General features: G+C 46.0%; 14 protein-coding genes and 1 riboswitch. All 14 genes read left to right on the top strand.

All coding sequences use genetic code 11. The features are described from left to right. The first annotated feature begins 99 nt into the window (after positions 1-99). Positions 100-1590 (top strand): bifunctional methyltransferase/pyrophosphohydrolase YabN, encoded by a 1491-nt coding sequence (yabN, locus tag H580_RS0113080; RefSeq protein ID WP_028595196.1) that lies wholly within the window; start codon positions 100-102, stop codon positions 1588-1590. A gap of 201 nt (positions 1591-1791) precedes the next feature. Beyond that, the gene (locus tag H580_RS0113075; RefSeq protein ID WP_028595195.1) at positions 1792-2064 is read left to right on the top strand and encodes an HU family DNA-binding protein; all 273 of its coding nucleotides are present in this window, start codon (positions 1792-1794) and stop codon (positions 2062-2064) included. Next, positions 2064-2342: an RNA-binding S4 domain-containing protein gene (locus tag H580_RS0113070; RefSeq protein WP_028595194.1), complete on the top strand. Its 279-nt coding sequence runs from the start codon at positions 2064-2066 to the stop codon at positions 2340-2342. Before H580_RS0113075 ends, H580_RS0113070 begins: the two co-directional genes overlap by 1 nt. 165 nt (positions 2343-2507) lie before the next feature. Further along, a riboswitch (PreQ1 riboswitch) is annotated at positions 2508-2551 on the top strand. Between the two features lie 151 nt (positions 2552-2702). Further along, positions 2703-3425: a 7-cyano-7-deazaguanine synthase QueC gene (queC, locus tag H580_RS24185; protein ID WP_084509224.1), complete on the top strand. Its 723-nt coding sequence runs from the start codon at positions 2703-2705 to the stop codon at positions 3423-3425. Continuing rightward, the gene (gene queD, locus H580_RS0113060) at positions 3422-3910 is read left to right on the top strand and encodes a 6-carboxytetrahydropterin synthase QueD (RefSeq protein WP_028595193.1); all 489 of its coding nucleotides are present in this window, start codon (positions 3422-3424) and stop codon (positions 3908-3910) included. Before queC ends, queD begins: the two co-directional genes overlap by 4 nt. Then, positions 3907-4674, top strand: coding sequence for a 7-carboxy-7-deazaguanine synthase QueE (queE, locus tag H580_RS0113055; protein ID WP_051217448.1), 768 nt, complete (start codon positions 3907-3909; stop codon positions 4672-4674). The genes queD and queE overlap by 4 nt, the downstream gene beginning before the upstream one ends. Positions 4675-4739: 65 nt before the next feature. Continuing rightward, positions 4740-5231 carry a preQ(1) synthase gene (gene queF / locus H580_RS0113050; protein ID WP_028595191.1) on the top strand — a complete coding sequence of 164 codons (492 nt, stop codon included), beginning with the start codon at positions 4740-4742 and terminating at the stop codon, positions 5229-5231. 82 nt (positions 5232-5313) lie between these two features. After that, the gene (yabP, locus tag H580_RS0113045; protein WP_028595190.1) at positions 5314-5598 is read left to right on the top strand and encodes a sporulation protein YabP; all 285 of its coding nucleotides are present in this window, start codon (positions 5314-5316) and stop codon (positions 5596-5598) included. Then, the gene (gene yabQ, locus H580_RS0113040) at positions 5595-6263 is read left to right on the top strand and encodes a spore cortex biosynthesis protein YabQ (protein ID WP_157282885.1); all 669 of its coding nucleotides are present in this window, start codon (positions 5595-5597) and stop codon (positions 6261-6263) included. Before yabP ends, yabQ begins: the two co-directional genes overlap by 4 nt. Positions 6264-6277: 14 nt before the next feature. Beyond that, the gene (locus H580_RS26670) at positions 6278-6646 is read left to right on the top strand and encodes an FtsB family cell division protein (RefSeq protein ID WP_225445944.1); all 369 of its coding nucleotides are present in this window, start codon (positions 6278-6280) and stop codon (positions 6644-6646) included. Positions 6647-6830: 184 nt separating this feature from the next. Beyond that, the gene (locus H580_RS0113030) at positions 6831-7319 is read left to right on the top strand and encodes a S1 domain-containing RNA-binding protein (protein WP_028595187.1); all 489 of its coding nucleotides are present in this window, start codon (positions 6831-6833) and stop codon (positions 7317-7319) included. A gap of 491 nt (positions 7320-7810) precedes the next feature. Then, positions 7811-10312 (top strand): stage II sporulation protein E, encoded by a 2502-nt coding sequence (gene spoIIE, locus H580_RS0113025; protein WP_028595186.1) that lies wholly within the window; start codon positions 7811-7813, stop codon positions 10310-10312. A 104-nt stretch (positions 10313-10416) separates the two neighbouring features. Further along, positions 10417-11190 (top strand): vWA domain-containing protein, encoded by a 774-nt coding sequence (locus H580_RS0113020; RefSeq protein ID WP_028595185.1) that lies wholly within the window; start codon positions 10417-10419, stop codon positions 11188-11190. Continuing rightward, entirely contained in the window at positions 11174-12217 is a 1044-nt protein-coding gene (locus H580_RS24180; RefSeq protein ID WP_169449366.1) for a protein kinase domain-containing protein, read from the top strand. Before H580_RS0113020 ends, H580_RS24180 begins: the two co-directional genes overlap by 17 nt. Positions 12218-12270: the final 53 nt, after the last annotated feature.

Genomic DNA, 12270 nt, shown 5'->3' with positions numbered 1-12270 from the left:
GCGCTTACGCGCCTAAACATTAGCTCACGCGCACCGCTTATACGGTGCGCTATAGCTTATTTCTACTACCTTTAGCCCAAGAAGGAGGCTGCATTCACGATGAGCGGACAAATAATCGCCGTCGGCCTAGGCTCCGGCGACGAGAGCCAGCTGACGCTTGGCATTGCAAGGCAACTGCGCGACGCAGCACATCTATACCTTCGTACAGAAGACCATCCTGTCGTTGAATGGATTCGTGCAGAAGGCATCTCGTATACAACCTTTGATAGCGTGTATACGGAGCATGAAAGTTTCCCAGCAGTTTATGATGATATCGCAGAGCGGCTTATTGCTAAGGCACTTACTACAGAAGGTACAATTGTTTATGCAGTGCCAGGGCATCCTCGTGTGGCTGAATCGACAGTCAGCCTGCTATCGGAACGCTGTCCATCTAAAGGGATTGAATTAACCGTACTTGGGGGAGAAAGCTTCCTCGATCAAGCCTTTGTTCGACTTGGTTTTGACCCTATTGATGGCTTCCAATTGCTTGATGCAACGATGCTAAATCCAGCCTCCATATCTCCGCGTTTGCATATCGTCATCGGACAGGTGTACGATATGTTTACAGCTTCAGATGTGAAGCTTAGTCTCATGGAAGTATACCCCGATGACTATGAGGTTGTTGTAGGACATGCACTAGGTGTCCCTGGGGCAGAACAAATTGTTCGCGTGCCGCTGTATGAGCTTGATCGCGTAGAAGGATATGGAAATCTGTCTCTCATTTATGTTCCGCGAACAGAAGATGAAGCCGTACGCAATAGGACATTTGAACGATTGCATGAAATCGTCGGTATTTTACGGAGTCCGGATGGTTGTCCATGGGATCAGGAGCAGACGCATCTATCCATTCGGAAAAATTTAATTGAAGAAACGTACGAAGTGTTGGAGACGATTGATGATGATGATCCGACTGCAATGCAGGAGGAGCTCGGAGATCTGATGCTCCAAATTATGCTTCACTCCCAAATGGAAGAAGAAGTGGGCAGCTTTACGGTATATGATGTCATTCAAAGCTTGAATGAGAAGCTGCTCTTCCGTCACCCGCATGTATTTGGCGACAAATCAGCAAATGATGCTGAAGCTGCGCTCAAAAATTGGGAGCAAATGAAAGCAGAAGAGAAGCGTTTGAAAGGGACCGATCAGGCTGCTACATCTGTTCTAGACGGTATACCACGCGATATTCCAGCACTTATGAAAGCTTACAAAATCCAGAAGAAGGCATCAAAAGTTGGATTTGACTGGGAGCGTGTAGAAGATGTACTTGACAAAGTAGCAGAAGAATTGCAAGAATTGCGAGAGGCTATTCTTTCAGACGACACGAGTCAAGAGGATACGCTGCTAGAGCTGGGCGACTTGTTGTTCGCTGCTGTCAATGTATCGCGCTTTATCGAGGGAGACCCAGAAGAAGCTCTTACAGGCACGAATCGCAAGTTTGTAAAAAGATTTCGCTATATAGAAGAGCAACTTCGTATAAAGGGAAAATCTTTTGACCAGACTGATTTACTAGAAATGGAGAAGTGGTGGCAGGAAGCTAAACTGATAGAATCGTAATCCAAGCGAGCGCTGGCTCTTATCATTCTTTAATTTTCGTCAAATTTCGAAAAAGTCCCGTGCTTGGGGAGGAATTTACTAATTAAGCAAGAATACATACATGCAACGTATTTCATATTGCTTAATAGTAAAGACGATTGCAGGTTTGCGGTTGCCGCAACAACTCTATTATTGATTTAAAAAATTGGGAGGCCAATAGACATGAACAAAACAGATTTGGTGAACAACATTGCAACGAAAAGCGGTTTGACTAAGAAAGACGTAGAAGCAGTATTGAACGGTTTCTTCGGCGAAGTAACTGACGCACTTGTTAAAGGTGACAAAGTTCAATTGATCGGCTTCGGTACATTCGAAACTCGCAAACGCGCTGGCCGTACTGGTCGCAACCCGCAAACAGGTAAAACAATCGAGATTCCAGAATCCACAATTCCTGCATTCAAAGCAGGTAACAAGCTTAAAGAAGCAGTTAAGTAATGAGACTCGATAAGTTCCTGAAAGTATCTAGACTCATCAAGCGACGTACTGTCGCTAAAGATGTATCTGGACAAGGGCGCGTTGTGTTGAATGGCCGCGAAGCGAAGCCTAGCAGTGCCGTAAAAGTAGGCGACGAAATTATGGTTCAGTTCGGGCAGAAATACGTAACGGTTCGTGTTGAGCGTCTCCAAGAGACGACCAAGAAGGATGAGGCCGCTGGCATGTATACGCTGCTGCGAGAGGAACCGATTCCAAAGCAAGATGACTTTGGATGGTAAATGAGTAATGAATAGAGGCAATCGTGATGCTGTTGGAAGGCGGCTCACGATTGCCTTTTTTGCTCTATACCGTACTTTAGTAGCATAAGATATGAAGGGTAGCAGATGTTTGCGATGGTATGTTATACTGACCCTTACAACTTCATCAAATCCGTACGTATGCGTACGGGAGAGGTTCGCAATCTCCCTCTATAAAAAACTAAGGCCACAGCATGGGAAAGGGTGAAATTTTCACTCGTTTTGTGCTGTATTTGTTGACGTTTAGTTAAGGAGATGTGCAATGCGCATCTCCTTTTTTGCGTCTACATAGCAGGTCTGCCTTTCTCCGACTGAGGGAACCGAAAGGATGAGACAATCAAGATGAAACAAGACAAAGCGGTCGTTGTATTCAGCGGCGGTCAAGACAGCACAACCTGTTTGTGGTGGGCGTTACAGCAATTTAAAGAAGTTGAGGCTATTTCATTTGACTATGGCCAACGGCATCACACGGAGCTGAAGCATGCTACTCGTATCGCAGAAGAGTTGAATGTTCGACATCGCATTTTGGATATGTCGTTGCTTAATCAGCTGGCTCCAAATGCACTTACACGTAGCGATATGGAAATTGAGCATGAAGATGGGGAACTGCCGAATACATTTGTTGACGGGCGCAACTTGCTTTTTATTTCCTTTGCGGCGGTCTATGCGAGGCAATTAGGTGCGAAGCATCTAATCGTAGGCGTGTGTGAAACGGACTTTAGCGGTTATCCAGACTGTAGAGACGTATTTATTAAGTCATTGAACGTAACGCTTAATTTATCGATGGATACGAGCTTTGTTATTCATACGCCGCTTATGTGGCTTGATAAGGCGCAAACTTGGCGCATGGCAGATGAGTTGGGAGCGCTCGACTTCATTCGCGAAAAGACGGTTACGTGCTACGAAGGCTTAGTTGGGGATGGCTGTGGAGCATGTCCAGCATGCAAATTGCGCCGGGCTGGTCTGGATGCCTATTTAAAAGAGCGGGACCAGAATTGTGCACCTAGGCCGCAAGCTCAAGAGTGCTCAGCTGCCACATCTGAAACGGTGGAGGCGAGTCGATGAAACAGCCAGGGGCATTTCGTATCGTTGATCAGCTTCAGCGCTATGGTGTAGATATTGAGGAGCAGCAGCTGCGCTATAAGCAGAAGCGGGTCATGGTCAGCAAGGCATTTACATTTGACGCTGCGCATCATTTACATGCTTACGAAGGCAAGTGCAAAAACTTGCATGGGCATACGTACAAAGTTGAATTTGGTATTAGCAGCATGATTAACGACATTGGTCTAGCGATTGATTTCGGTGACATTAAACATATATGGAAAGAGCGGATCGAGCCTTATTTGGATCACCGTTATTTAAATGAGACGTTGCCGCCTATGAACACAACCGCAGAAAATATGGTGATTTGGCTGTTTGAGCAGATGGATGCTGCATTAGTCGTAGAGCCATATAAAAGTGGATGTATAGGTGGCAGAACAGAATTTGTTCGATTGTATGAAACCCCGACCAGCTATGCGGAAGCTAGACGGGAGTGGATGATGGAATGAGTGAGAAAGAACAAGAGCTGCGAGATAGGGGGAAGCAGAAGGAATGCCTCCCCGTGCTCGAAATTTTTGGCCCTACCGTACAGGGAGAAGGCTTGCTTATTGGGCAAAAGACGATGTTTGTACGAACGGCAGGCTGTGATTACCGTTGTTCTTGGTGTGATTCTGCATTTACGTGGGATGGAAGCGCCAAAAATGACATACAGATGCTCACAGCGGAGCAAGTATGGGAGCAGTTGCAGCAGCTAGCGGCAGGACGATTTAATCATGTGACGATATCTGGAGGCAACCCAGCATTGCTGCCACAGCTTGATGCGCTTGTCCGTCTTTTGCAACAGCGAGGCATTCGCACGGCTGTTGAAACACAGGGCTCCAAGTGGCAGCCATGGCTTGCAGGGATAGATGATGTAACCGTGTCTCCGAAACCGCCTAGTTCAGGCATGGATACAGATTGGAAACGGCTCGACGAAGTCATGGGCTATTTAGCTCGTGCCGAGCGAACAGCGGTATGTTTGAAGGTTGTTGTGTTCAACGAACAAGATTTTCGTTATGCCATTGCCGTTCATGAACGCTATCCCAACGTACCATTCGTTCTTCAAACGGGTAACGATGCCGTACAGGCTGATGACGATATGGTGTTAGTAGAAAGCTTGCTGCGACGTTATGAATGGCTAATTGAGCAAGTGTCAGCAGAATCAAGGTTGAATGACGCTAGGGTACTCCCTCAGTTGCATACGCTTGTATGGGGGAATAAGCGCGGAGTATAAGTTTCTAGATAGTCTGTAATTTCAAAGCAATATTTCCGATAAATAAAGGAGTATGAATCATGACAATGGCAGGACGCACGGAAGCAGAGCTTCCACTAACTCATTTGGGTCAACATACAACGTATAAGTCTACTTATGCACCAGAGGTGCTAGAGTCTTTTCCAAATAAACACCCATATCGTGACTATTTCATTAAGTTCAACTGTCCGGAGTTCACCAGCTTATGTCCGATTACAGGACAGCCCGATTTTGCGACCATTTATATTAGCTACATTGCAGATGAGCGCTGTGTAGAGAGCAAGTCTCTAAAGTTGTATTTGTTTAGCTTTCGCAATCAAGGTGATTTCCATGAAGACTGTGTCAATATTATTATGAATGACTTAATTAAGCTCATGGATCCGCGGTATATAGAAGTGTGGGGCAAGTTCACACCGCGTGGTGGGATTTCGATAGACCTTTACTGCAATTATGGCAAACCAGGCACGAAGTATGAGCAGATGGCTGAGCAGCGTTTAATGCAGCATGACCTATATCCTGAAAAGGTCGACAATCGATAGTGTAGAATCGTTCAACGTATATAGAGTTCTATTTCTGCTCCCCTCCTTCATAGGTTAATAAAGAGAAGGAGGGGTACATGCCATGTTAGAACCGAACAAGGCTGGCAAGCGGCAAGAAATTAAGATGATGAATCGAAAAGTATTAGAAATCAGTGGCGTGAGCAATGTCGAAAGCTTTGATAGTGAGGAATTTCTGTTGGAGACCGACAGCGGGTTCTTAACGATCAAAGGCCATAATCTGCATATTAAAAATTTGAGCTTGGAACAAGGCCTTGTAGCGATTGAAGGCGTGGTCAACTCCCTGACCTATTTGGACGCGAATCAAACGGATAAATCAAAAGGCTTTTTTGGGAAGTTGTTTAAGTGAGCCTCTCTCTGCATAGCCAGTGGATAACAATGCTATTTATGTTCGTTAGCGGGCTTACACTTGGTATCGCTTATGATGCTAGTCGAGTTGTTGCAGGACAGCTTCGCATCCCTCGATGGATATTACCCGTTATGGACATCCTATACTGGATAGCAGCCACTTGGTTTGTCTTTCATATGCTCATTAAGGGCAATCAGGGAGAGTTTCGGTTCTACGTTATACTTGGACTGGCTGTGGGTGCGTGGGCTTATGTCGTTTTGTTCAGCCGCGTGACGGTTATTGTTGTAAACTGGCTTGTCCAAACGATAAAAGTAATCGTGCGAATGGTACAAAAGCTGCTATATATTACGGTCTTTCTCCCCTTGAAAGGGGTCGTGTTTTTCATATATTATATATTCCGTATATTGGTAAAGACGGCTACATTCCTCGGAAAAGTTGTGCTAAAATGTATTCAGCCCTTATGGTGGCTGCTGCAATGGTTGTTGCGCCCGCTTGTAGAGCCGGTATGGCGTCGCCTTGGCATGACTGAGCGACTGATTCGTCTTAAGCAATACGGGGGAAGAAGAGTAAGAGCTGCTTCACGATTGTGTAGACGGGCAACAACATGGTGTGCAAAATGCTGGAACCAATTGCGCAACTGGCCTAACCGGAACAACCAAGCTTGAAAGGGGGACAACCTATGCGAGACTACCGGAAAGATAATAAGAGCAGCCGTTCAACAGCACGAATGACATCAAACAGATCCAATACGGGGGCACCTTCTGGTGTGCATAAGACAGTGAAGCGTCGTCTTCAACTGTGGCTGTTGTTCATGGTCGTGTTCTTGGGTTGGGCAGGGTATACGTATGTCAGTCAAATTTTCCAATTAGAGGACATGCAGAAAGAATATGCCCAGAATGAGGTCGAGAAAAAGAAAGCGGAACAGATTCGTAATGATCTTCAACATGAAGTGAATCGACTGGATGACCCTGAGTATTTACTTGATATTGCACGCAGCAAAGGTATGACTTTGCCAGATGAGCGACTAATTCGTACAGAGGAAGAATAGGCTCACAATCGGGACATGCGTCAGTTGACCAAACTTGCGCCATTACAGTATAATCACGACATAAGCTGTACGCTGCATATGATATACAGAGCTCGTTGTACATGAATGATTTGCAGTGAGCAAAAGTTCTGTTTATTCAGAGCAATGTGCCGTTTAACATTTTAAGGGAGGAACGTTTTATTCTATGACAATTGAAGTGGGCACCAAGTTAGAAGGCAAAGTGACAGGTATTACGCATTTCGGAGCGTTCGTTGATCTGTCGGGAGGTGTCACGGGACTGGTTCACATCTCTGAGATTGCCGATAACTACGTCAAGGACGTCAATGACCATCTGAAGATCGACGATGTCGTTATGGTCAAAGTTATTAACGTCGATAAGGACGGTAAGATCGGTTTGTCTATTAAGCAAGCGGTCGATAAACCTGCAACTGAACAGCAACGACCACCAAGAGGTCCACGTACGGATCGTCCAAGTGGCGGCGGCGGCAGAGAAGGCGGAGGAAGACCAGGAGGATTTGGGAATCGGGATCGGGGAGGACGTAGACCGTCATATAACACCCCTTCTTTTGAGGATAAAATGTCACGTTTCCTTAAGGACAGCGAAGAGCGCATTTCATCGCTCAAGAAGAACACAGAAGGCAAACGCGGTGGCCGTGGCGCTCGCCGAGTGTAGTCCGGTTTAAGTTTACCGCATTCCATATATAGCACACAGAACCGCTGAGAGTTTATCCTCTCAGCGGTTTTTCTTTGCATAAATAACCCAAAATATGCGATGCATCTCCTAATATGGGGCACTTTTTAGGGAAAAGCCCCGTCCGCGCGTAAAAGTAACGACAACGATTGAAGTGACAAAGTGTCACAACACTACTTTTGTCGTCCTACTCACTCTTTGCGACAGCTTCTCCCTTGAAAATTTGCAAGATCAAGGCGTTTTGCCGTTCATGGGTGAAGCAGATTGCGACAAATAGGTCGCGCTCCTAATGGTCAACGCGTATAGGGTGAGGGCTAAAACCCCTTGACGCATCTATAATCGACGGCTGCGCGCTAGTGGCTCAGTACGTGTCGGAAACTTTTTGGTATACAAGATCATGTTCTGACAAACGTTTCCTATTTGTCTATCTATAATAAGAGACACAAATTAAGAGATTAGGTGGTGCATCGAACATGAGCAAGACGAAAGTGATTCCTTTTCCAGTTAATAGATTGAATGAGGCATTCCAACAGCATGCTACTACATTGGAAGCCGGGGCTAAGCGTTGGCGTTATGAACGGTTTAAGCAATTGATCGGCACGCGCAAATGGACCATTATCATTCTATGTGTTGGATTTTTACTAGGAAGAGCGGTCATCTTAGAAGACTTGTTCCCGTTTGCTTCTGCCTTTTTTGCAGTTATGTATTTTACAAGGCCGGAAATGGCCATATGGAGCGGAACAGCTGTATTGGCGGGCAGCTTGTTTGCCTCAGAACCGACGACTGTCATGATTGCTATGCAGCTTCTCGTTATCGTTCTTTTACAGCGTGGTTTAAAGTCCTATGAGAAATCAGAGTTAAACTATGCCCCATTTATGGTATTCGGTGCTAACTTACTCGTTCACTTATTTATGACGTTTGTCGTGGATCGTTTCACTTGGTACGGTTTCGCAATGGACGTTACCGATGCGATGCTCGGCTTTATGCTGACACTTGTATTTGTTCAGGCACTGCCAGTCCTCACGCTATCTAAGCGTAACTACACACTTCGTATTGATGAAGTTGTCTGCCTCATGATTCTGCTCGCCTCACTAATGACAGGAGCAGTTGGCTGGATCATACAAGGACTCCAAGTTGACCATGTATTGTCCCGTTATCTCGTCATGCTCTTCGCCTTCGTTGGCGGTGCTCCGCTTGGCGCATCAGTAGGGGTTGTGCTGGGGCTCATCTTGAGCTTGGCTGCACCAGGTTCGATGATGCAAATGAGCCTATTGGCATTTGCCGGCTTGTTAGCTGGTTTAATGAGGGAAGGCCGGCGCTGGGCAGTTGCGTTCGGCATGCTATTGGGAACTGCCATCTTATCCGTTTACTTGGGCCCTTCGACAGGAGCACTGACTTCAACATGGGAAACGATCGCAGCAGCGACCTTGTTTCTACTTACCCCACGCGGATTAACTTTAACCTTAGCCAAATATATACCGGGGACACAGGAACATCTCAAGTCCCAACATGAATATGCAAAAAGAGTTAGAGATATGACAGCTGAACGTGTAATGCAGTTCTCTGAGTTATTCCAGCAGCTATCCAAAAGCTTCAATCAGCTCACTGGATATGGAGAGATGCGCCGTAAAGAGGAGGAATACAATTCGTTCATTGCGGCTGCGTGCGATAAGACATGCAGTGGCTGCCCGCGTCAAAATGCTTGCTGGAGCAGTAAGTATTTACAAACGGTCACATGGATGAATGAAATGCTGCATGCCGTGGAGGAGGAGCCTGATTTCCGTGAACGGCAAATTCCAAAACGATGGAAAGATGCCTGCCCTAAAGCAGGACAAGTGCTGCATGTCATGAAGGATCAAGTGGAGCGTTATCGATCGGATCAAGTGTGGCGCAAGCAAATTCAAGATAGCCGCACGTTCGTATCTGAGCAGTTAGCGGGTGTATCCAAAGTAATGGATGATCTTGCCCAAGAGATTCAGCGGGAAGGGCGAGAAATGTTTATGCAGGAAGAACAAATCAGGCATGCGATGGAGGAGTTGGGTCTGTCTGTTCATCACGTAGATATTTTATCGCTTGATAGAGGTCATGTGGAAATAGAAATGGTTCATTCATTTACGGAAGGTTACGATGAGTGCCGTAAATTAATTGCGCCTTTATTGTCGGATATTTTAGGAGAACAAATATCAGTTCGAGATGAACGATCAACGGCTGTGGAGGGAGAAGGACTTGTAACATTTGTATCTGCAAAATCATTTGAAGTAGCAGTAGGTGTAGCCGCAGCAGCCAAAGGAGGAGGAATGCTATCTGGCGACAGCCATCATGCTGTGGAGCTTGGTGGAGGAAAATATGCGGTTGCATTGAGCGATGGAATGGGGAATGGGGAGCGAGCCCAATTAGAGAGTAGTACAGCGCTAACTGTGTTATCTCAGCTGCTGCAGTCCGGCATGGATGAGAAGCTAGCTATTCAATCTGTGAATTCGATCCTAATGGTTCGTTCACCAGAGGAGGTATATGCGACGGTCGATCTTGCCGTCATCGATCTCTATTCTGCACAAACTACGTTGATGAAAAGTGGATCTATTCCGAGCTTTGTGAAGAGTGGAGGAGATGTTCATGCGGTAGCGATCGGCAATTTACCACTTGGTATTTTACAAGATATAGATGTAGAGGCCATGCACATGACACTGAAGCCTGGAGATTTGCTCATCATGATGTCAGATGGCGTCTATGATGCACCAGGTCCGGCGCTTAATAAAGATATTTGGCTGAAGCGACTTATTGCGGAGATGGAGACGGACGATCCGCAGGAAATTGCAGACGTGCTCCTTGATACGGTTGTTCGCTATTCCCAAGGCGATATTGTTGATGATATGACAGTTGTTGTTGCACGCCTTGATCGTCATATACCGCAATGGGCAACCTTACAATGGTCAGGAGGGGAGAAGCAGTTCGAGCGTCCTCTTACAGTAAGTTAGATAATAGAAGGTTATAGAAGGTGATATAAGGTTAAAGCTCTCTCTATTCGGCAACACTAGTAGCGAAATAGAAGCTAGTAATTATCGATAGGAGGGCAATACCTATGTTAAAACAAATACTACTTATTACGGATGGCTGCTCAAATGTTGGGATTCAGCCAGCAGTGGCAGCGGCACAGGCACGTGAGGCTGGTATTGCAGTAAATGTAGTGGGAATTGTAGACGATGGTACCATTGGCGAATATGGAGCGGCTGAAATAGAAGAGATTGCTAGAATGGGGGGCGGTGTTAGTCGAGTCGTAAATCAAAGGAATCTGTCCTATACGATCCAGCAGATGACTCGTAAGACGGTTGTCCAAACGATTCATCAAGTTGTTAATCATGAGTTGAAGCATATTTTAGGAAGGCAGGAGGGAGGGACGTCTGTGGAAGCATTGCCACCTTCGCAGCGAGCCGAGGTGGTTCGGGTTATGGATGAAATGAGCGAGCAATCCGCCTTGAGAGTTGCTTTGCTTATTGATGCAAGTGCAAGTATGAAGCCCAAGCTTCCGTCTGTGGAAGAGGCGATACGTGATTTGATGCTTAGTTTACAGGCACGTCAGGGGAAAAGTGAGATTGCTGTGTTTCACTTTCCGGGTAATCACAGTGATGAGCCGGCTAAGTTGGATGTCGATTGGGTAAGTGATTTGAGTAAAATGAAGCGACTGCTGCATCGAATTCCGATGCGAGGAACGACGCCTACAGGTCCAGCCCTCTTGCATGTGCTGGACTATTGCCAATATGATAGTAGTTATAATCATAGTGAACAATACGGCGACATACCTGCTCGCCAACATGAATATGGATCGGACGGGGTATGGAGTGACTACGTCTTATAATCGGAACAATAGAAATCTTCAAATGAAGCAGCTGCGTAACGAAAAGCTTAGCACAGGTGCTGTCATTACAGGATTATGGAATAAACGAAGCTATCGCATTGATCGATGCCTCGGACAAGGCTCTAATGGAGTCGTTTATCTTGTCGCAGCGTTAGCTGAGGATGAGAGTGTTAAGACGGGGAGTACTCGTTATGCGTTGAAATTAGGGGCTGATACGATCGAGTTTCAGTCGGAGATCAATGCTATACGTACTTTGGAGCTTGGGCTCAATCAGGGGTTGAATCATCATCGAGGCAGCCCCCACCTCCCCTATTTCATAGAAGCAGATGACTGGGAAGCGGGAGTCGGTAAGCGCCCTTTCTATGTGATGAGATATATATCAGGGCAATCTGTGCAGTCGTTTGTAAGTAGTAGAGGCTCTGACTGGTTCGGGCCATTGTGTGGCCAAGTACTGGAGCGGCTAGTAGCGCTACATGAGCAAGGCTTTATTTTTGGTGATTTGAAGTTGGAGCATATTAAGGTCAAGCCAAATGGTGACGTAGATCTGATCGATTACGGCGGGCTTACTCAGTTAGGGAAAAGTGTTAAGCAATTTACGGAATGGTATGATCGTGGATTCTGGAATGCTGGTTCTAGAGCGGCTGACGTCGGCTATGATCTGTTTTCGTTTGCCGTAATGACGGTCCATTTATGTCAGGACAGTGCATTTAAGCGAGTCATGAAGGGCTCTCTCCCGCAGACCCGTCAGATGGATGAGCTGCTTCATATCATTGACTCGAATGCTGTCCTCATTCCTTATCGAGAATGGTACTATAAGGCATTGTCAGGTAAATTCAGTGATTCAAGAAGGGCTTTTCAAGAATGGCAGCGAATAACAAGGCAAGTAGGGCGAACGATACCGCGTAGACCTATACCCACTCCAAGTTGGTTAAAATGGTCATTCGGGGTCTCTATTCTTTTATTGTTAATCAGTATCGGATATTGGGCTTGGCATGAGCGTTGGTTACAAGATCTGCTGATGTCATGAGTATGTAATTAAAATTTATGAACGGATGAATAAACCATAATAGTATTGGTTAA

Source organism: Paenibacillus assamensis DSM 18201 (assembly GCF_000422445.1).
Taxonomy (GTDB): domain Bacteria; phylum Bacillota; class Bacilli; order Paenibacillales; family Paenibacillaceae; genus Paenibacillus_B; species Paenibacillus_B assamensis.
This window is presented reverse-complemented; position numbering and strand designations above follow the sequence as displayed.

Coding starts and splice junctions, on each gene's coding strand:
- yabP (WP_028595190.1), top strand. CDS start 5,314: ATGTTAGAACCGAACAAGGCTGGCAAGCGGCAAGAAATTAAGATGATG.
- queF (WP_028595191.1), top strand. CDS start 4,740: ATGGCAGGACGCACGGAAGCAGAGCTTCCACTAACTCATTTGGGTCAA.
- queC (WP_084509224.1), top strand. CDS start 2,703: ATGAAACAAGACAAAGCGGTCGTTGTATTCAGCGGCGGTCAAGACAGC.
- H580_RS26670 (WP_225445944.1), top strand. CDS start 6,278: ATGCGAGACTACCGGAAAGATAATAAGAGCAGCCGTTCAACAGCACGA.
- queD (WP_028595193.1), top strand. CDS start 3,422: ATGAAACAGCCAGGGGCATTTCGTATCGTTGATCAGCTTCAGCGCTAT.
- yabN (WP_028595196.1), top strand. CDS start 100: ATGAGCGGACAAATAATCGCCGTCGGCCTAGGCTCCGGCGACGAGAGC.
- H580_RS0113030 (WP_028595187.1), top strand. CDS start 6,831: ATGACAATTGAAGTGGGCACCAAGTTAGAAGGCAAAGTGACAGGTATT.
- H580_RS0113075 (WP_028595195.1), top strand. CDS start 1,792: ATGAACAAAACAGATTTGGTGAACAACATTGCAACGAAAAGCGGTTTG.
- queE (WP_051217448.1), top strand. CDS start 3,907: ATGAGTGAGAAAGAACAAGAGCTGCGAGATAGGGGGAAGCAGAAGGAA.
- spoIIE (WP_028595186.1), top strand. CDS start 7,811: ATGAGCAAGACGAAAGTGATTCCTTTTCCAGTTAATAGATTGAATGAG.
- H580_RS0113070 (WP_028595194.1), top strand. CDS start 2,064: ATGAGACTCGATAAGTTCCTGAAAGTATCTAGACTCATCAAGCGACGT.
- H580_RS0113020 (WP_028595185.1), top strand. CDS start 10,417: ATGTTAAAACAAATACTACTTATTACGGATGGCTGCTCAAATGTTGGG.